Source organism: Janibacter sp. DB-40, from assembly GCF_029510815.1.
Lineage (GTDB): Bacteria > Actinomycetota > Actinomycetes > Actinomycetales > Dermatophilaceae > Janibacter.
In genome coordinates this window covers 2,043,965-2,062,125 of sequence record NZ_CP120360.1, presented here as the reverse complement: position 1 = coordinate 2,062,125, position 18,161 = coordinate 2,043,965, and the positions used below count along the sequence as shown (strand labels likewise).

Annotated in this window: 17 protein-coding genes; 9 read left to right on the top strand and 8 right to left on the bottom strand. The window is 72.6% G+C overall.

Features of this window, described 5'->3' with window-relative positions; all coding sequences use genetic code 11:
- Positions 1 to 34 precede the first annotated feature (34 nt).
- Positions 35 to 1,561 (top strand): GTPase HflX, encoded by a 1,527-nt coding sequence (gene hflX / locus PVE36_RS09765; protein WP_277451995.1) that lies wholly within the window; start codon positions 35 to 37, stop codon positions 1,559 to 1,561.
- A 2-nt stretch (positions 1,562 to 1,563) separates the two neighbouring features.
- On the opposite strand, the gene PVE36_RS09760 is transcribed toward hflX, so the two are convergent.
- Positions 1,564 to 2,160 (bottom strand): LysE/ArgO family amino acid transporter, encoded by a 597-nt coding sequence (locus tag PVE36_RS09760; protein ID WP_277451994.1) that lies wholly within the window; start codon positions 2,158 to 2,160, stop codon positions 1,564 to 1,566.
- 69 nt (positions 2,161 to 2,229) lie between these two features.
- Between PVE36_RS09760 and PVE36_RS09755 the strand changes: the two genes are divergently transcribed.
- From PVE36_RS09755 to PVE36_RS09745, 3 genes are read left to right on the top strand one after another with little or no spacing between them, the layout of a single operon-like run.
- On the top strand, positions 2,230 to 3,141 hold the full coding sequence (locus PVE36_RS09755; RefSeq protein WP_277451993.1) for a LysR family transcriptional regulator ArgP: 912 nt from the start codon (positions 2,230 to 2,232) through the stop codon (positions 3,139 to 3,141).
- Positions 3,142 to 3,196: 55 nt separating this feature from the next.
- Positions 3,197 to 3,616 (top strand): VOC family protein, encoded by a 420-nt coding sequence (locus PVE36_RS09750; RefSeq protein ID WP_277451992.1) that lies wholly within the window; start codon positions 3,197 to 3,199, stop codon positions 3,614 to 3,616.
- Positions 3,617 to 3,627: 11 nt separating this feature from the next.
- Complete coding sequence (locus PVE36_RS09745) at positions 3,628 to 4,287, top strand: hypothetical protein (protein ID WP_277451991.1); 660 nt, start codon at positions 3,628 to 3,630, stop codon at positions 4,285 to 4,287.
- Here the strand turns inward: PVE36_RS09745 and PVE36_RS09740 are convergent.
- The 3 genes from PVE36_RS09740 to PVE36_RS09730 all read right to left on the bottom strand — a co-directional run bounded on the left by PVE36_RS09740 (position 4,244) and on the right by PVE36_RS09730 (position 8,299).
- The gene (locus PVE36_RS09740; RefSeq protein ID WP_277451990.1) at positions 4,244 to 4,528 is read right to left on the bottom strand and encodes a DUF4031 domain-containing protein; all 285 of its coding nucleotides are present in this window, start codon (positions 4,526 to 4,528) and stop codon (positions 4,244 to 4,246) included. The two genes, PVE36_RS09745 and PVE36_RS09740, sit on opposite strands and share 44 nt — an antisense overlap.
- Positions 4,525 to 7,131, bottom strand: a complete 2,607-nt coding sequence (locus tag PVE36_RS09735; protein WP_277451989.1) for a DEAD/DEAH box helicase — start codon at positions 7,129 to 7,131, stop codon at positions 4,525 to 4,527. Before PVE36_RS09735 ends, PVE36_RS09740 begins: the two co-directional genes overlap by 4 nt.
- A 61-nt stretch (positions 7,132 to 7,192) precedes the next feature.
- Positions 7,193 to 8,299, bottom strand: a complete 1,107-nt coding sequence (locus PVE36_RS09730; protein ID WP_277451987.1) for a class I SAM-dependent methyltransferase — start codon at positions 8,297 to 8,299, stop codon at positions 7,193 to 7,195.
- 115 nt (positions 8,300 to 8,414) lie between these two features.
- Between PVE36_RS09730 and PVE36_RS09725 the strand changes: the two genes are divergently transcribed.
- From PVE36_RS09725 to PVE36_RS09715, 3 genes are read left to right on the top strand one after another with little or no spacing between them, the layout of a single operon-like run.
- Positions 8,415 to 9,428, top strand: a complete 1,014-nt coding sequence (locus tag PVE36_RS09725) for a GNAT family N-acetyltransferase (RefSeq protein WP_277451986.1) — start codon at positions 8,415 to 8,417, stop codon at positions 9,426 to 9,428.
- Positions 9,425 to 9,964, top strand: a complete 540-nt coding sequence (locus tag PVE36_RS09720) for a hypothetical protein (protein WP_277451985.1) — start codon at positions 9,425 to 9,427, stop codon at positions 9,962 to 9,964. The genes PVE36_RS09725 and PVE36_RS09720 overlap by 4 nt, the downstream gene beginning before the upstream one ends.
- Before the next feature lie 31 nt (positions 9,965 to 9,995).
- The gene (locus PVE36_RS09715) at positions 9,996 to 11,333 is read left to right on the top strand and encodes a solute carrier family 23 protein (protein ID WP_277451983.1); all 1,338 of its coding nucleotides are present in this window, start codon (positions 9,996 to 9,998) and stop codon (positions 11,331 to 11,333) included.
- 33 nt (positions 11,334 to 11,366) lie between these two features.
- On the opposite strand, the gene PVE36_RS09710 is transcribed toward PVE36_RS09715, so the two are convergent.
- Entirely contained in the window at positions 11,367 to 11,774 is a 408-nt protein-coding gene (locus tag PVE36_RS09710; protein WP_277451981.1) for a hypothetical protein, read from the bottom strand.
- A gap of 123 nt (positions 11,775 to 11,897) precedes the next feature.
- On the opposite strand from PVE36_RS09710, the gene PVE36_RS09705 reads away from it, so the two are divergent.
- A complete protein-coding gene (locus PVE36_RS09705; protein WP_277451978.1) occupies positions 11,898 to 13,412 on the top strand; it encodes a HAMP domain-containing sensor histidine kinase in 1,515 nt (504 codons plus the stop codon).
- Positions 13,409 to 14,083: a response regulator transcription factor gene (locus tag PVE36_RS09700; RefSeq protein WP_277451976.1), complete on the top strand. Its 675-nt coding sequence runs from the start codon at positions 13,409 to 13,411 to the stop codon at positions 14,081 to 14,083. Before PVE36_RS09705 ends, PVE36_RS09700 begins: the two co-directional genes overlap by 4 nt.
- Positions 14,084 to 14,107: 24 nt before the next feature.
- Here PVE36_RS09700 and PVE36_RS09695 read toward each other — a convergent pair whose 3' ends face one another.
- From PVE36_RS09695 to PVE36_RS09685, 3 genes are read right to left on the bottom strand one after another with little or no spacing between them, the layout of a single operon-like run.
- The gene (locus PVE36_RS09695; protein ID WP_277451975.1) at positions 14,108 to 14,731 is read right to left on the bottom strand and encodes a response regulator transcription factor; all 624 of its coding nucleotides are present in this window, start codon (positions 14,729 to 14,731) and stop codon (positions 14,108 to 14,110) included.
- A complete protein-coding gene (locus PVE36_RS09690) occupies positions 14,728 to 16,026 on the bottom strand; it encodes a sensor histidine kinase (protein ID WP_277451973.1) in 1,299 nt (432 codons plus the stop codon). The genes PVE36_RS09695 and PVE36_RS09690 overlap by 4 nt, the downstream gene beginning before the upstream one ends.
- A gap of 10 nt (positions 16,027 to 16,036) precedes the next feature.
- The gene (locus PVE36_RS09685; RefSeq protein ID WP_277451971.1) at positions 16,037 to 18,106 is read right to left on the bottom strand and encodes an MMPL family transporter; all 2,070 of its coding nucleotides are present in this window, start codon (positions 18,104 to 18,106) and stop codon (positions 16,037 to 16,039) included.
- Positions 18,107 to 18,161: the final 55 nt, after the last annotated feature.

Here is an 18,161-nt window from a genome sequence, read left to right as displayed (position 1 = left end):
CTCGGGTGTTCCCTGATGAGACCCTGAGGAGAACATGACAGAACCACTGAGCAGCGACCAGTACCCCGACGCCGACACGAGCACCGTCGAGCCGGACACCGACCCGACCATCGACCGGGTCCTCTCCCGGCGGGCCTCCGCGCTCGCCGACCCCACCCACGACGCCGACGGTTTCGTCGACGGCGGGTACGACGGTGACCAGCTCGACCGCGAGGAGCGTTCGGCCCTTCGCCGGGTGGCGGGACTGTCGACCGAGCTCGAGGACATCACCGAGGTCGAGTACCGCCAGCTGCGGCTGGAGCGGGTCGTCCTGGCCGCCGTCTGGACCGACGGCACCGTCGAGGATGCGGAGAACTCCCTCCGCGAGCTCGGCGCGCTCGCCGAGACGGCGGGCTCGGAGGTCCTCGACGGTGTCCTCCAGCGCCGGCAGAACCCCGACCCGAGCACCTACCTCGGTTCCGGCAAGGCCGCCGAGCTGCGCGAGATCGTCGCCGCTGCGGGCGCCGACACCGTCATCTGCGACACCGAGCTGGCCCCGAGCCAGCGGCGCGCACTCGAGGACGTCGTCAAGGTCAAGGTCATCGACCGCACGGCGCTGATCCTCGACATCTTCGCCCAGCACGCGAAGTCCCGTGAGGGCAAGGCCCAGGTCGAGCTCGCCCAGCTGCAGTACCTCCTGCCGCGCCTGCGTGGTTGGGGTGAGTCGATGTCCCGGCAGGCCGGTGGCCAGGCGGCCGGCGGTCTCGGTATGGGTTCGCGTGGTCCCGGTGAGACCAAGATCGAGCTGGACCGCCGTCGCATCAACTCCCGCATCGCCAAGCTCAAGCGCGACCTGGAGGGCATGAAGACCCACCGCGACACCCGCCGCTCGCACCGGCTCAGCCACGCCGTGCCCGCGGTGGCCATCGCGGGTTACACCAACGCGGGCAAGTCGACCCTGCTCAACCGGCTCACGCACGCCGGTGTGCTCGTCGACAACCAGCTCTTCGCGACCCTGGACACCACCGTCCGCCGGGCGGAGACCGAGGACGGGCGCGAGTACACGCTCACCGACACCGTCGGCTTCGTGCGCGCCCTGCCGCACCAGCTCGTCGAGGCCTTCCGCTCCACGCTCGAGGAGGTCGCGGACGCCGACCTGCTGCTGCACGTCGTCGACGGCTCCCACCCCGACCCGGAGGGGCAGATCTCCGCCGTGCGCGGTGTGCTCGCCGACGTCGAGGCCACGGACGTCAAGGAGGTCGTCGTCGTCAACAAGGCCGACCTGGCCGACCCGGAGGTCGTCGACCGGATCCTCCGCCACGAGAAGTACTCGATCGCCGTGTCCGCGCGCACCGGGGAGGGGATCGACGAGCTGCTCGAGCTCATCTCCGCCGAGCTCCCCAGGCCGGAAATCGACATCGAGGTGCTCCTGCCCTACTCACGCGGGGACCTCGTCAGCCGGCTCCACGACGAGGCCGACCTCGTGTCCGAGGAGCACATCGCCCAGGGCACCCGCGTGCACGCGAAGGTGATGCCCGACCTCGCCGCCGAGCTGGCCCCCTTCGTCGCGACGCCCGCCTGACCTCAGGCGGTCGTCAGCCGCACCGCCAGCGCGATCATCATCACCCCGATGACGCCGTCGACGACCCGCCACGTGCGCGGACGGCCGAGGGGGCCGGCCAGGGCGCGCGCGCCGAGGCCCAGACCGGTGAACCACACGATGCTGCCCACGACGGCGCCCCCGGCGAAGGCCCACCGCTCCTCACCGAAGCCGTTGGCGATCGACCCGAGCATGAGCACCGTGTCGAGGTAGACGTGCGGGTTGAGGAAGGTCAGCGCGAGCGTCGTCAGGACGACCGACCCGCGTGAGGCCGGGGCGTCAGCGACCGACAGGCCCTCGGGGGCGGCCGCCCGGCGCAGCGCGAGCAGGCCGTAGCCGACGAGGTAGGCGGCGCCGAGCCAGGTCACCACCCGCACGAGCGCGGGGTGGGACGCGACCACGACGCCGACCCCCGCCGTCCCGAGCAGGATGAGCGTGGCGTCGGCCGCGATGCAGATGAGCACCACCGGCACGACGTGCTCCCGCCGCAGGCCCTGCCGCATGACGAAGGCGTTCTGCGCGCCGATGGCGACGATGAGTGCGAGTCCGGTGAGCGTCCCGGCGACGACGGTGGTGAGCACGTCTCCACGCTAGGCGGTCGCACGAATGCAGCCCAGCGAATGATTCTGCACGATCATTAGCATTGCTTCATGCAGATCGATCAGTTGCGTGCCCTCCTGGCCGTCGTCGACCACGGCACCTTCGACGCCGCGGCCCGGACCCTCCACATCACGCCGTCCGCGGTCAGCCAGCGGATCAAGGCCTTGGAGCGGGACGCCGGTCGGGTCCTCGTCGAGCGGACGACGCCGTGCCGCGCCACGACCGCGGGTGAGGCGCTGATGCGAGCGGCCCGCCAGATGGTCGTCCTCGAGGAGGACGCCCGCGCGGCCATGGGCGAAGGGGGTGACGCCGCCGTCGACCTACCGGTCGCCGTCAACGCCGACTCGCTCGCGACGTGGTTCGAGCCGGTCCTCGGGGTCGCCGCCGGCTGGGACGACGTCCGGCTCCAGCTGGAGGTCGAGGACGAGGAGTACAGCGCCGATCACCTGCGCCGGGGGTCCGTCGTCGGGGCCGTCACGGCCGACCCGACCCCGGTTGCGGGCTGCCGCACCGAGCCGCTCGGAGCGATGCGGTACCTGCCGGTGGCCGCGCCCCGGCTGGCGCAGCGGTTCACCCGGGGCAGGGGGATCGACTGGGCGTCCATGCCGGTGCTGAGGTTCAACGCCAAGGACGACCTGCAGCGCAGTGTGCTGCGCGACCTCGGCGTCACCACCGCCCCGCCCTCCTCGCAGGTTCCCTCGTCCGAGGGATTCGTCGCGGCCGCGCGCGCCGGGCTCGGGTGGGCGATGGTGCCGGAGGCCCAGCTGGGCGACGACCTCGACACCGGGGCCCTCGTCCTGCTGCGCCGAGGCGCCCACCGGGACGTCCCCCTGTACTGGCAGGTGTGGACCCTCGGGACCCCGCGGATGACCCGTCTGGGCGAGGCCGTCCACGACGCCGCCCGGCAGCTGCGACCCGCGCGTCGGGGCGCGGGTCCACCGGCTGTCGCTGCAGCCGACTAGCGTTGGTCCCGAGGGGCCCTGCATGGTCCCGCGGACGCACCCGAGGATGGTTCTCATGGCAACCCGACTGAACCCCTACCTGAACTTCGACGCCACCTGCCGCGAGGCGATGGAGTTCTACCGATCGGTGTTCGGGGGTGAGCTGGTCATCAACACCTTCGGCGAAGCGATGCCCGATGCCGGTGACATCGCCGACCAGGTGATGCACGCCAGCCTCGAGACCGACGCCGGCTACACAATCTTCGCCAGCGACTCGCCGCCCGGTGCCCCGAAGGTCGAGGGCGCCGGCATGTCGATCAGCATCAGCGGCGACGAGCCCGAGCGGCTGCGCGGCTACTGGGAGGCCCTGGCCGAGGGTGCTGACGTCGTCATGCCGTTGGAGAAGCAGATGTGGGGCGACGAGTTCGGCATGCTCACCGACCGATTCGGCACGCCGTGGATGGTCAACATCGCCGGGGACGCGACGCAGGGCTGACGGCGGCTCTCGTGGAGACCCTTCGCAGCCGGTGGCTCACCGACGTCGACGCCCTGGGCGCCGGCGCGGGCAGGGACGTCGTGCTCGCCGCGGGCACCGATCTGCTCGATCGCTGGTTGGAGGACCATCGCAGGTACCACGACGCGGTCCACCTGGCGGAGGTGCTCGCCGCGCTGGAGGAGCTGGCCGAGGGCGGCGAGCTGCCCGGGCGCGATCGCCACCTGGCGGGGTTGGCGGCGTGGTTCCACGACGCCGTGTACGACGCCGGGGTGGAGGCCGGGGCCAACGAGGAGGCCTCGGCGCAGCTGGCCGAGGACCGGCTGCGGCAGCTCGGACTCGCCGAGGACGACGTGCGGCGGGTCGCCCGGCTGGTGCGCGAGAGCGCGACCCACGAGATGACCACGCACGACCCGGCGACCAGGGCCTTCCACGACGCGGACCTGTGGATCCTCTCGGCGCCGGCCGAGCGCTTCGACTCCTACTGCCACCAGGTGCGCCTGGAGTACCGGCAGGTGCGGGCCGCCGACTACGCGCGGGGCAGGACCGCGGTCCTGACCCACTTCGTCACCCGCGAGCGGCTGTACCTGACCGACCACGCCCACGAGCGGTGGACCGAGCGAGCGCGGATCAACCTGGCCCGGGAGATCGACCGGCTCGCTGCGCCTGCGTGACCCGCAGGCCGCTGGCGAGCAGCCGGCGGATCAGCTGCGACCCGCTGACCTCGATGGCTCCGGCGGCGACGGCCTCGTTGTAGCGCTCGACCGGCACGTCGTAGTGGTCCTCGTCGAAGAGCCGGCCCGGGAGCCCGAGCCGACCGGCGAAGTCGTGCAGCTCCTCGATCGAGGAGTCGGAGACGAGATGGCTCCACGTGCGGCCCCAGCCGGGCCACGTGGGGGGGTCGATGAGGATCACAGCTGCTTCAGCGCCGTCGCCAGCACGACCGCCTCACCGATCCGGTCGGAGGCGTCGAGGTCGACGGTGGCCTCGATGACCCAGTCGTGGTCGCCGGCCGGGTCGGCGAGTGTCTGCCGCACGAGCCACAGCCGCACGTCCTCCGGGTCCTGCGCGTCGTCGACCCCTGGCGGCGGCCCGCTGGCCTCCTCGATGTGCAGGTGGTGGGGACCGCGGGCGTCCTGGTCGGTGCCGATCCGGTCGTGCTCGTCCCAGTAGTCGCCCAGCGCCACGTCCCAGTCGTCGCGGCACATCACGGGGGAGCGGCCGTCGTCGGCGAGCTCGGCAGCCGCGGTCTCGATCGCCGCCAGCGCGTCGAGGTCGTCGCGGGAGGCCTTGTCCACGCGCTGCCACAGTGCACCGCGGACCATCGCCCGGAAGGGACCCTTGCGGGCACTCAGCGGGCGCGGCGGAGGAGCCGCCTCCTCGTGGCTGACGAGGCCGGGCGTGTGCTCGTCCGGGTTGGTCAGGGCCTCCCACTCGTCCAGCAGCGAGGAGTCGGTCTGGCGCACGGTCTCGCCGAGCCACTCGACGATCTCCTCCAGCTCCGCGGAGGAGTGGGCGTCGGGCACGGTGCGGGTGAGGGTCCGGTAGGCGTCGGTGAGGTAGCGCAGCACCAGCCCCTCGCGCGGCCCGAGCTCGAAGCGACGCACGAAGTCCGCGAAGGACATCCCCTCCTCCCACATGAGCCGGACGACCGACTTGGGGATCAACGCCTCCTCGGGCAGCCACGGGTGGGTCTGCCGGTAGGTCTCGAAGGCGGCGGTGAGCTCCTCGGCGAGCGGCTGCGGCCAGGTGATCTCGTCGAGCAGGCGCATCCGCTCGTCGTACTCGATGCCGTCGGCCTTCATCTCCCCGATCGCCTCACCGCGGGCCGCGTGCTGCTGGGCCATGAGGACGGCTCGCGGCGCCTCGAGGACCGCCTCGATCGTCGAGACGACGTCGAGGGCGTGGCCCGGGTCGTCCGGGTCGAGCAGGTCCAGGGCGGCGAGGGCGAAGGGGGCGAGCGGCTGGTTGAGCGCGAAGTCTCGGGGGAGGTCGACGGTCAGCTCCACCGTCCGGCCGGTCTCGTCCGGCTCGTCGAGGCGCTCCAGGACGCCGGAGTCGAGGAGGCTGCGCCCCAGGCGGATGGCGCGACGGGCCAGGCGGGCCCTCCCCTTCGGCTCCTCGTGGTTGTCCCTGGTGAGGCGGGAGAGGGCGGCGACGGCATCGCCGGGGCGGGCGACGACGTTGAGGATCATCGCGTTGTCGACCTTCATCCGGGAGCGCAGCGTCTCCGGGGCGGCCGTCGTCAGCTTGGTGAAGGTGTCCTCGGTCCACACGACGAAACCCTCGGGTGCCTTCTTGCGCTGGACCTTCTTGCGCTTCTTCTCGTCGTCGCCGGCCTTGGCCAGCGCGCGGTGGTTGTCGATGACGTGCTCGGGTGCCTGCACCACGACGTACCCCTCGGTGTCGTACCCGGCACGACCCGCGCGTCCGGCGATCTGGAGGAACTCGCGCACGCGGAGCACGCGGTGGCGGGTGCCGTCGAACTTCGTCAGCGAGGTGAACAGGACGGTGCGGATCGGCACGTTGATGCCGACGCCGAGGGTGTCGGTGCCGCAGATGACCTTCAGCAGCCCTGCCTGGGCGAGCTGCTCGACCAGCCGCCGGTAGCGAGGGAGCATCCCGGCATGGTGCACCCCGACGCCGCGGCGCAGCATCGCCGACAGGGTGCGACCGAAGCCGGCGGAGAACCGGAAGGTGGACAACCGCGCGGCGAGGGCCTCCTTCTCCGCCGTGCTCAGCAGCCTCAGTGTCTGCAGCAGACGGGCGTGCTCCGCGGCCTTGGCCTGCGTCTGGTGGACGACGTAGACGGGCGCCCGTTGCCACTCGAGGATCTCCTCGATCGTCTCCTGCAGCGGGGTCATCGCCCACGAGAAGGTCAGCGGGACGGGACGCTCGGCGTCGTCGACCACGACGACGTCGCGGCCGGTGCGCTCGGCGAGGTCCTCCTCGATCGCGCGGGTGTCGCCGAGGGTGGCCGACATCAGCAGCATCTGCGCCTGCGGCAGCTCGAGCAGCGGCACCTGCCACGCCCACCCCCGCTCGGGCTCGGCGTAGTAGTGGAACTCGTCCATGACCACCAGGCCCACGTCGGCGGTGCTGCCCTCGCGCAGGGCGAGGTTGGCCAGGACCTCCGCGGTGCACACGATGATCGGGGCGTCGGCGTTGACCGAGGCGTCCCCGGTGAGCATGCCGACGTTGTCGGCGCCGAAGATCGCGCACAGGTCGAAGAACTTCTCGCTGACGAGCGCCTTGATCGGGGCGGTGTAGAACGACACCCGGTCCTGGGCGAGGGCGTGCGCGATGGCGCCGGTGGCCACGAGCGACTTCCCGGAGCCGGTCGGCGTCGCCAGCACGACGTGGTCGTCACCCAGCAGCGCGAGGAGCGCCTCCTCCTGGTGCGGGTAGAGGGTGAGTCCTCGCCCGGTCGACCACTGCGAGAAGCGCTCGAAGACGTCGTCGGGGTCCGTCCCGGTCGGGATGGTGAGGTGCTGGGGCGCGGTGTCTGTGGACGTCATCGTGGCCTCATCGTGGCAGGCGGTGTGGTCGGGGGGCCACCACGGGTCGATCACGTCCCGGTCAGGTCTGCTCCACCGGGGCCCCGGTGCCGAGTCGGTAGAAGCGCCAGAAGCCGAAGTCGTCGATCGGCAGCACGTCGACGGAGGCGTACCCGGCATTGGAGGCGATCTGGCGCACCGTCGCCTCGCGGATGACGGTTCCCGTCGCCACCGTCGGGTCGTGGGACATGCTGTCGGGGAGGCAGACGAAGAGGCTGAACCCGTAGAGCAGGCGCTCGACCTCGTCACCGTCCGGGGCGAAGGTCTCGGCCGCCGCCTCGTCCATGACCACCACCGGTGCGCCCGGCGCGAGCGCGGTGCGGACCGAGGAGAGGACCCCCACCGGCTGGGGCATGTCGTGCACGCACTCGAAGGCGAACGCCGCGGTGAACGGGCCGGGCAGGGGCTCGGCCGCATCTGCGCAGGTGACGTGGATCCGGTCCGCCAGGCCCGCTCGGGTGACGTTGTCCCTGGCCATGGCCACGGTGGCCTCATCGATGTCGATGCCGTGGAAGGTCGCTGACGGGTAGGCCCTCGCCAGGGCGATCGTCGACCAGCCACCCCCGCACCCGACGTCGAGGACAGCGGCCCCGGGCCGCGAGAGCGTCGCGTGGAGGTCATCGGCACGGCTGAGCGCATCGGCGAGGTGGTTTTCGAACCACGGACGATTCATGTCGGACTGCGACTCACGCGCGTCCACGCCCATGCTCGCCCAGCTCACTCCGCCGCCGTCGCGGTAGGCCCCGAGCAGGGCCGGCAGGAGCGGCGCGACCCCGCCGAACATGCGGGCCAGGGGCGCGAGGTAGTTGACGCTTCCCTCCCCGGTCATGACCTCGACCGTCGCAGGCGGGATGGAGTAGACGCGTGCGTCGCCGTCCACCACGCTCGCGTCGGACGTGACGGTGAGGAGACCGGAGACGGCCTGCTGCTCCAACCATTCCCGGGCATAACGCGGATGGGTGCTCGTGCGCTCGGCAAGACGTGGTGCCGTCGCGGGGCCGTCGTCGACCAGGGCGCGGTACCACCCCAAGCGGTCTCCCACGTAGACGGACATCAGCTCGACCGCCCCCAGGGCGGAGCCGAAGAAGCGCTCGGCGAGGGCATCGGCTGTCAGGGTGTGCTCGGTCATGGTCAGACCTCCGTGTCGCAGCACCCTTCCATTGTGCTCCCGATCATGCCGGCGCAACAGACGCGCCGAACACCGCGCCGTGGCCAACGACGAGGCGCTGAGGCACCATGGGCCCGTGAGTTACTCGCAGTTCACGACGACCGAGGACGGACATGCGGTGCCCCGCGCCGTCACCACCGACGCGCTCGCGCTGCACGCTCCCGTGGACGAGGACGTCACGCTCGTGGCGCAGATGATGGACGTCCCCGATGACGCGGAGCGACCGGCGCAGATCGTCGCCACCTGGCGAGAGCACTGGGACGAGCACGGGTACGGGACATGGATCGTGCGGGACGCCCACGGCAGCAGCGCCGGCTTCGTCGGCCTGCGCGGGCACGCGGAGTTCATCCGGCTCACCCTGCGCATGCTCGAGGGGCCCGGCAGCGAGGACCTCGGGGCGCGGGCCCTGCGCCTGGCCACCGCCCACGCGATCGAGTGGCTGCCCGACCTGCCGGTGCGCATCCGGATCGCGCCGGAGGACACCGCGACCCGCTCGGCCGTCCGGTCCGCGGGGCTGGTGCGCGTGCCGGAGCTCGACCACACCTCCGAGGAGGGGGACTGGCAGGTCCTGGAGCTCCCGTACATCCGGGTCGCCGAGCGCACCCCGACGCGGGCCCGTGAGGCGATGCTCGCGATGTGGCTCGAGGTCACCGAGGCCGGTGGGTCGGTCGGCTTCCTGCCCGGCGCCACCGCGGAGGACGTCGCGCCGGTGCTCGACGGGTACACGGCCCGGATGGCGAGCGGCGACACCGTGTGCGTGTCGCTGAACTCCCCGCTGGGCGAGCTGCTCGGTTTCGGCTTCCTCGTCGGCTCCACGGGGGCGCTCACGCGCCACGGGGCCAACATCGAGCGGATCATGACCGACCCTGCCCGACGCGGCACCAACTACGGCGCACTCCTCATGGCGGGCGTGCACCGGGCGGCCCGCGAGCGCGGTGTCGAGCTGGTGACGCTGGACTACCGGGGCGGTACCGGTCTGGGTGAGTTCTACACGCAGTACGGCTACACCGAGGTCGGCCGGGTGCCGGGCGCGCTCCGCGTGGCGGCGGGGGACGACCGCGACGGCGTGATCATGGCGAGGTCGCTGTGAGCGCGTTGGAGCCCTTCGGCACGGAGCAGAGCTGGTTGGCCGTCCGGGACCGGGCGCAGGGTGTCGTCCTCGAGGCGCTCGGCCTCACCGACGGCCGGGTGACCGAGGTCGACGCAGCCGTCCGCGAGGCCCTCGGCAGCGCGACGGCCGTGCTGCCCCCGATGCCTGGGGTCGGCGGCAGGTGGACGCTCGTCCTCGGCCAGGACGTGGCGCACCCGTCCACGGCACGGATCACGACGCTGTCGGCCATGCTCGGCACCGGGGTGCAGTCCTTCGGCCGGGCCGACGACGGGTCGCGACACTGCCTCCTCGTCGAGCGCGGCACCGTCCAGCGCGAGGTCGACCTCGGACGAGACGACCTGCCCGCGCTCGCAGCGGAGTGGAGCATCGACCCGACGACACTGGAGGGGCCGGCGCCCGGGTCGGCCCTGCTCGTCGGGCCCCTGCGCGCGGAGCCGCCCACCCCGGAGACCGAGCCCGAACTGGTGGTCATGCCGCGGGGGCGGAACTTCTGGGCGCGCATCCTCGGTCGCTGACGCACCGCCGCAGACGGTTAGCATTCGGCCCATGCCGCGACGCCCCGACACCGGAACCCGTTCCCCCTTCGGCCTCGGCTGGACCCTCCACGGAGACGGCCGCGCGGTCCGGCCCGGCGAGGTGGTCATGCCGGGCGAGCGGCTCTCGTGGGGCCGCACGATCGGGCTCGGCGCCCAGCACGTCGTCGCGATGTTCGGCGCGACCTTCCTCGTGCCGCTGCTGACGAACCTCCCTCCCGCGACGACGCTCTTCTTCAGCGGCATCGGCACGATGCTCTTCCTGGTCATCACGGCCGGCCGGGTGCCGAGCTATCTCGGCAGCTCCTTCGCCTTCATCGCGCCGCTGACCGCGGCGACGCAGAGCCACGACCTGCCGACCGCCCTCGGCGGCGTCATGATGGCCGGGCTGACCCTGGCGCTCATCGGTGTGCTCGTCCAGGTGGCCGGGGACCGGTGGCTGCGGGCGATCATGCCGCCGATGGTCACGGGTGCGATCGTCGCGCTCATCGGCCTCAACCTCGCCCCGAGCGCGAAGGACAACTTCATGGCCTCCCCGGTGACCGGCCTCGTCACCGTCGCCGGGATCGTGCTCGTCACGGTGGCCACCCGCACGCTCTTCTCCCGCATCGCGATCCTCGTCGGTGTCGGTGCCGGCTACCTCACGGCCGTGCTGCGCGGCGAGGTCGACTTCGCGAAGGTCGAGACGGCCGGGTGGGTCGGCCTACCGACCTTCACCGCACCCGACCTCGACATCGCCGTCGCCGGCCTCTTCGTCCCCGTCGTCCTCGTCCTCGTCGCCGAGAACGTCGGGCACGTGCGCTCCGTCGCGTCCATGACCGGGGAGGACCTCGACCCGGTGACCGGCCGCGCGCTCATCGCCGACGGCCTGGCGACCACCCTCGCCGGCAGCGGCGGCGGCTCGGGCACCACGACCTACGCGGAGAACATCGGCGTCATGGCGGCCACCCGCGTCTACTCCACGGCGGCCTACTGGGTGGCCGCCGTCGTGGCCCTGCTGCTGTCCTTCTCGCCGAAGTTCGGCGAGGCCATCGCCACCGTCCCCCAGGGCGTGCTCGGCGGCGCCGGGACCGTCCTCTACGGGATGATCGGCTTGCTCGGCGCCAAGATCTGGATCGAGGCGCGGGTCGACTTCGGCAACCCGATCAACCTCATGACCGGGGCGCTCGCGCTGATCATCGGCGTCGCCGACTACACGTGGCAGCTCGGCCAGCTGCAGTTCGCCGGCATCGCGCTGGGGACCGCGGCGGCGCTCGTATGCTTCCACCTCATGCGAGGAGTCAACCTCATCACCCGGGCCGTGCCGGACCCGATGCTGCCGGCGGCCGAGGGGTCGCCCGACCGCGGTTGATGAAGATGTCCTCATGTGACCTTCACGCACGGCTCATGCCCACTTCCTAGGGTCGGACCCACCGACAGACCGACCGAGGGCCCGTGATGATCCGTCCAGACCGCACCAGCACCGCAGCCGCGTCATGAACCGCTGGCGCATCGGACGCGAGGGCATGCTCCTCGTCGCGATGCTCAGCGTGCCCCTGCTCGTGTTCCTCGGCTTCCGCGTCGCTGCCGCGCCGGCCGATCCCCCGCCCGTCGAGGAGGGGCCGGTCCGGTTGACGACGAGTACGATCTCGCCGACGTCCAGCACGTCCTCGACGTCCTCCTCGTCCTCCTCGTCCTCCTCGACATCGACGTCCTCGTCCACGTCGCAGCCCGCGCCGGCCCCGACCTCCACCACGCCGTCGACGCCCCGGCCCACCTCCACGCCCCGGCCCACCTCCACGCCCCGTCCCACCTGGACACCGCAGCCCTCCGTGACGCGAACCCAGGCGCCGCCCCCGCCGGTCTACGACGATGATGATGACGACGGGGACGACGATGATGATGACGACGATGACGGCGACGATGGCGACGACTGATGACGACTGAGGCCCCCACGCGGCGACGCCGTCCCCGGCTGTCCCGCGAGACCATCGTGGGCTGGATGGTGCTCATCCTCTTCGTGACCCTGCTCTCCGTCGTCATCGTCGTGCACGAGACCCTGCGCCTGTCGGTGACCGACCGTGCCAACGCCGATGTCACCCAGGAGATCCAGGAGTTCCGCACATTCACCCAGGAGGGGGTGGACCCGGAGACCTCGCGTCCCTTCACCTCGGCCGAGCGCCTCCTGCAGGTCTACCTGTCCCGGCAGCAGCCCAGCCCCGACGAGATGCTCGTCGGGTACGTGGGCACCGAGGGCACCGTCACCATCTCCCGCGGCGCCCGGGCACCCACGGCCGAGGAGTACGACCTCACCCGTGACCAGGAGCTGCTCGAGCAGACCATACGCTCCGCGTCCGGCGCCCACGAGACCGCGGCCGGAGAGATGCGGTGGGCCCGGACCATCGTCGAGGTCGCCGACGGCGAGGACGCCGTGCTTCTGGTGACGTCCTTCACGGAGCCGGCGATGACCGAGGCGGACCAGACCGTCCGCATGCTCGTGATGGCCTCGGTGTTCGCCCTCCTCCTCGCGGGCGTGGTCTCCTGGGTCGTCGCCGGCCGACTGCTGCGTCCGGTGCGTCTCGTGCACGCGGCGGCCGAGGAGATCACCGAGCACGACCTCACCCGCCGCATCGACGTCGGGGACGACGACGTGTCGGGACTGGCCTCGACCTTCAACCGCATGCTCGACCGGCTGGAGGAGGCCTTCCGGGCGGAGCAGCGCTTCGTCGACGACGCCGGCCACGAGCTGCGCACACCGATCACGGTCATCCGTGGTCACCTCGAGCTCATGGACGACGACCCCGCCTCGAGGGAGGTGACGATGCGCGTGGTCACCCAGGAGCTGGACCGGATGAGCCGGATCGTCACCGACCTCCTCGCCCTGGCCAAGGCCGACCGCCCCGACTTCATCCGACCCGTCGAGGGTGTGGACGTCTCCATGCTCACCGTCGCCCTCGAGGCCAAGATCTCGGCGCTCGCGCCCCGCCGGTGGCAGGTCGGGCGCATCGCCGAGGGGGAGGCGGCGCTGGACGCCGAACGCATCACGCAGGCCGTGCTGCAGCTGGCCCAGAACGCCGTCCAGCACACGCGTGAGGACGATGTGGTCACGTTGACCTCGCAGTTCGTCGACGACCCGCAGCTCGGTCGGGCGCTCGCGGTCGGCATCTCCGACACGGGGCCGGGCGTGCCACACGCTGACCGGGACCGCATCTTCGAGCGGTTCAGCCACGGGGAGCCGCCCGACGGCCGCCGCCACAGCGGCGCCGGCCTCGGACTGGCGATCGTGCGGGCCATCGCGGAGGGGCACGGCGGCCGCGTCACCGTCGGTGGTGAGCCCGGCACCGGAGCCGTCTTCACCATCGTCCTGCCCGTCCCGGCGGGACCCGGCGACCATGATGGTCGGGACGACACCCGCGTCGACCTGCAACCGAGCACCCAGGAGGGGTCATGAGCGCGATCCTCATCGCCGAGGACCACGAGCAGATCTCGAGCTTCGTCGACAAGGGCCTGCGCGCCAGTGGCTACCAGACGACGATCACCGCCGACGGGCGGCAGGCCTGGGCGCTCGCGGCGACGGGGGCCTTCGACCTACTCGTCCTGGACGTGGGGCTGCCGGGGCTCGACGGCTTCGAGGTGCTGCGTCGTCTGCGGGGGGACGGTGTGGCGATCCCGGTCATCATCCTCACCGCCCGGGACGGCGTCGACGACACGGTGACCGGGCTCGAGGGCGGGGCCAACGACTACATGACCAAGCCCTTCCAGTTCGCCGAGCTGCTCGCCCGGGTCCGGCTGCGCCTGCGCGAAGGAGGCGCCGCCCCCGCCGAGGAGGCGACCCTGACCGCCGGTGACCTCAGCCTCGACATCCGGCGGCGCACCGCCCGGGTGGCCGGCCGGGAGGTGGAGCTGACCGCCCGGGAGTTCTCCCTCCTGGAAGCCTTCGTCGAGCACGCCGACCAGGTCCTCTCCCGCGAGCAGCTGCTCGGCATGGTCTGGGACATGGACTTCGACCCGGGATCCAACGTCGTCGACGTCTTCGTGCGCTCGCTGCGCTCCAAGATCGGCGCCGAGCGCATCCTGACGGTGCGGGGAGTGGGTTACCGGCTCAAGCCGGCGACCGGTTGACCCGGGGGTCGGGCCGAGGCGAGGTCAGGGGAGCACGCCGTCCTCGCGGGCGCGGGCGACCGCGGCGGTGCGCGAGTCGACGTCGAGCTTGGTGAAGACGTGCACGAGGTGCGTCTTGACCGTCGCCTCGGAGATGACCAGCTCGCGGGCGACCTCCTTGTTGGACAACCCCCGGGCCACCGCGGCCAGGATCTCGACCTCCCGCGCGGACAGCTGGGCCTGCGGGCGGGAGATGCGGGCGACGACCCGCTGCGCGAGCGCGGGGGAGAGGACGGTCTCCCCGGCAGCGGCGCGCAGGACCGCGGAGGTGATCTCCGCCGGGTCGGCGTCCTTGAGCAGGTAGCCGGCGGCGCCTGCCTCCACCGCGCGGACGATGTCGCGGTCGGTGTCGTAGGTCGTGAGCACGAGCACCGCGGGTGCGGGCACCCGGGAGCGAAGGGAGGCGGTCACCGCGACCCCGTCGGGACCCTCGCCGAGGCGCAGGTCGGTGACGACGACGTCCGGGCGCTCCCGCTCGACGAGCGCGATCGCCTCCTCGCCGGTGCCGGCCTCGCCGACGACGGTGATCCGATCCTCCTGACCGAGCAGGGCGATGAGCCCCATCCGGGTGACCGGGTGGTCCTCGACGACGACGACGCGGGCGCTCACCGGATACCTCCATCGGGGGAGTAGCTCTGCACCGGCAGCCACGCGGAGAGGGCGGTCCCCTCACCGGGCGCCGACTCGAGGGCCAGCCCGCCGCCGAGCTCGCGCAGGCGGGCCCGCGTGGCGCGCAGGCCGTAGCCGCCGTCGCCCGCGGAGCGCGGCGCCCGGGTCGTCCAGTCGGTGGAGTCGAAGCCCTGCCCGTCGTCGACGACGTCCACACGGACCACCTCGGCGGACCCGTCGAGGCTGACGACGACCGACCCGGCACGCGCATGCGCCCGGACATTGGCCAGGGCGCCCTGCACGCACCGCACGAGGGCCACTTCGGTCGTGGTCGGGACCGGTGGGACGGCGCCGGTGGTGACGAGCCGGGCACTCACTCCGCTCTCCGTGGCGAAGCGGTCGGTGACGCGGTGGAGCGCGGCGAGCAGACCCCCTTCGTCCAGGTCGGCAGGGGCGAGCGCCCCGACCACGCGACGGGACTCCTCCAGCCCCTCGGCCGCGCTGCTCTCGAGGTGCACGAGCAGCTCGCGGACCCGGGCAGGGTCATCCTCGCCGCGGGCCGCGCGGGCGAGCAACAGGATCGAGGAGAAGCCCTGGGCGATGCCGTCGTGGATGTCCCGGGAGAGCCGGGTGCGCTCGCTCGTGGCGCCCGCCGCGCGCTGCACCCGGGCGAGCTCGTCGGTCAGGGCCGCCGTCTCCTCCTGGGCGGCGTAGAGCGAGGCGATGAGCCGCTGGCGCTCGATGCCGTCCCGCACGAGGGCCATCTGGGCCCGCGAGATGCCGAGGGCGACCACCATCCCGATGAACGGGCCGATGACCGCGGCGAAGGTGGTGGTCCCGGCCTGCCGGACCGGCTCGGCGACGACGACCACGAGGACGACCGCGGAGATGAGCACGCCGTGGGCCAGCGGCAGCAGGTGGCCGGCCAGCAGCCACAGGGGGAAGGCGAGCCAGACGTTCTCCGGGGAGACGAGGACGAGGACACCCCACAGGAGCGTGAGGACGACGAACCACACCGGACCGCTCACCCCGCGCCGGGCCACCGGGATGCCGGCGAGGTACCAGGCCACGAAGACGAGCAGGGCCCCCACCTCCGCGGCCGGGTGGGCCCCGGCGGCCACGGCCCGGGTCAGGCAGACCACCGCGAGGGCGGCGAGCAGGGCGTGCTGGCCCCACCGCAGCCAGCGGGCCGTGCCGCCGGCCACGGTCTCCTCGCCGGGGACGCCGACGGGACCGGCCGGCCGGGTGTGCCGGGTCTGGCGGGCGGCCGGTCCCGGGACGGCGGGAGTGCTCACGGACGGGACGCTACCCGGCCGGCGTGTGATGGCCACCAGAAGCGATCGCCGAGGAGGGCCGTGGCCGCGGGCACGACGACCTGCGCACGAGGAGGGTGTCGAGCAGGACCCCGAGCCCGACGATGAGGCCGAGCTGCCCCAGGACGACCAGGGGCAGCACCCCGAGGGCCGCGAAGACCGCGGCGAGGACGACACCCGCACTCGTGATCACCGTGCCGGTGCGGGCCACCGCCCGGGCGACGCCCTCGCGGGTGCCGTGCTCGGCCGTCTCCGACCGGGCCCGGTGCATGAGGAAGATCGTGTAGTCGATCCCCAGGGCCACGAGGAAGAGGAAGGCGATCAGCGGGACCTGCACGTCCAGGGCCGGGTTGCCCATGAGGTGCTCGTCGAGCCACGCGCCCATGCCGAGCGCTGCCAGTGCGCTGACGGCGTTGAGCGCCAGCAGCACCAGCGGGCCGACGACGGCGCGCAGCAGGACCACGAGCACGACGAGGCTGACGATCAGCACGAGCGGGACGACCGTCCTCAGGTCGCTCTCCGCAGCGGAGCGGGCGTCGAGCAGCTCCGCGGACCCGCCACCGACCCGGGCGTCGGCGCCGGGGACGTCGTGGGCCGCCTCGCGCAGGTCCGCGGCGAGCTCGAGGCCGACCGGGGAGCCGGGCGCGGGCTCGCCGATGACGGTGACGCGTGTGCGGCCCTCGCCGTCGTCACCGGCCGGGGCGGCCGTGGTCACGCCGTCGACGTCCTCGAGCGCGTCGACGGTCGCCAGCGTGCTCGGGCTGTTCGTCGTGACGGCGAAGGGGGCGGACGCCCCGGCGGGGAAGTGCTCACCGACGGTGGTGAGGCCGTCCGCGGACTCTGAGGCGGCGCGGAAGGAGTCCGCCTGGCCCAGGCCGACGTTCGCCCCGGAGAGACCGGAGGCGATGACGACGAGTACGGTGAGGCCGCCGACGAGGTGGGCGGCCGGGCGGGTGACGACGCGACGGGCGAGCCTCGCCCAGATGCCGTCGTGCTCCGGGGCCTGCCCCGGTCTGGGGACGAAGGGCCAGAAGACTCTGCGGCCCACCAACGCGAGGGCCGCCGGCAGGACGAGCGTGATCGCCGCCAGCGCGATGACGAGGCCCACGGCCGAGGCGAGGCCGAGGCCGCGTGTTCCGGGGACCGAGGCGAGCAGCAGGGTGCCCAGGGCGAGGACGACGGTCACGTTGCTCGCGAGGATCGCGGGCACGGTGGCGCGCCATGCCGATGCGAGGGCGGCGTGGTGGTCCTCGTGCACGTGCAGCTCCTCGCGGTATCGGGAGACCAGCAGGAGGGCGTAGTTGGTGCCGGCGCCGAAGACGAGGACGGAGACGATCCCGGCATCGAAGGACAGGCCGCTCCAGTCACCGACGGCAGCGGTGACGGTGCCGGCGAGCTGGTCGGCCGCGCCGACGACGGCCAGCGGGACGAGCCAGAGCACGGGGGAGCGGTAGGTGAGCAGGAGCAGGAGGGTGACGACGCCGATGGTCACGGCGAGGAGCGTGACGTTCGCGCCGTCGAAGGAGGACGTGATGTCCGCGCCGAACGCCGGGCCGCCGGTCACCTCGACGGTCACCCCGTCGGGCGTGGTCGCGGCGATCTGGTCGCGAAGGTCCTCGATCATCCGCGCGGTCGCGTCCGAGTCCTCGTGGGAGGTCATCGGCAGCGTGACCACCGCCGCCGCGCCGTCCTCGGACGGTCGCGCCGGCGTCGGGTCTCCTGCCGCTTCCAGACCCGAGGCCATCTCGTCGACGGCGGACAGGTCGGACGGGGAGAGGGGGGCTCCCCCCTTCGTCGCGACGAGGAGGACCGGTGCCTCGTCGCTGTCGGGGAAGCCCTCCAGCTCCTGCGCCACCACCGCCGACTCGGTGCTCGCGGGGTAGCTGTCGCCACGGGGCGGAGCCTGGCTCGAGCCGAGGAGCGTGCTGGCCAGCCCAACGACGAGGAGGGCGAGGGCGAGGACGAGGGCCGCGCCGCGGCGGCTGGTGAGCCGGTGGGCGAGACCCGCCCCGCGCCGCTGTGGCGGCGCGTCGGGGCGGTGCGGGAGCAGGGTGGTTGTCATGCCATCGATTCCAGCCGTGGCGGGGGCGCCGACACATCGCGCCGGAGGTTGGTTC

What these genes read in the sequence shown, in the direction of transcription:
- PVE36_RS09755 (WP_277451993.1), top strand. Translation starts at nt 2,230, where the DNA reads ATGCAGATCGATCAGTTGCGTGCCCTCCTGGCCGTCGTCGACCACGGC.
- PVE36_RS09730 (WP_277451987.1), bottom strand. Translation starts at nt 8,299, where the DNA reads ATGACCGAGCACACCCTGACAGCCGATGCCCTCGCCGAGCGCTTCTTC.
- PVE36_RS09735 (WP_277451989.1), bottom strand. Translation starts at nt 7,131, where the DNA reads ATGACGTCCACAGACACCGCGCCCCAGCACCTCACCATCCCGACCGGG.
- PVE36_RS09750 (WP_277451992.1), top strand. Translation starts at nt 3,197, where the DNA reads ATGGCAACCCGACTGAACCCCTACCTGAACTTCGACGCCACCTGCCGC.
- PVE36_RS09685 (WP_277451971.1), bottom strand. Translation starts at nt 18,106, where the DNA reads ATGACAACCACCCTGCTCCCGCACCGCCCCGACGCGCCGCCACAGCGG.
- hflX (WP_277451995.1), top strand. Translation starts at nt 35, where the DNA reads ATGACAGAACCACTGAGCAGCGACCAGTACCCCGACGCCGACACGAGC.
- PVE36_RS09700 (WP_277451976.1), top strand. Translation starts at nt 13,409, where the DNA reads ATGAGCGCGATCCTCATCGCCGAGGACCACGAGCAGATCTCGAGCTTC.
- PVE36_RS09715 (WP_277451983.1), top strand. Translation starts at nt 9,996, where the DNA reads ATGCCGCGACGCCCCGACACCGGAACCCGTTCCCCCTTCGGCCTCGGC.
- PVE36_RS09705 (WP_277451978.1), top strand. Translation starts at nt 11,898, where the DNA reads ATGACGACTGAGGCCCCCACGCGGCGACGCCGTCCCCGGCTGTCCCGC.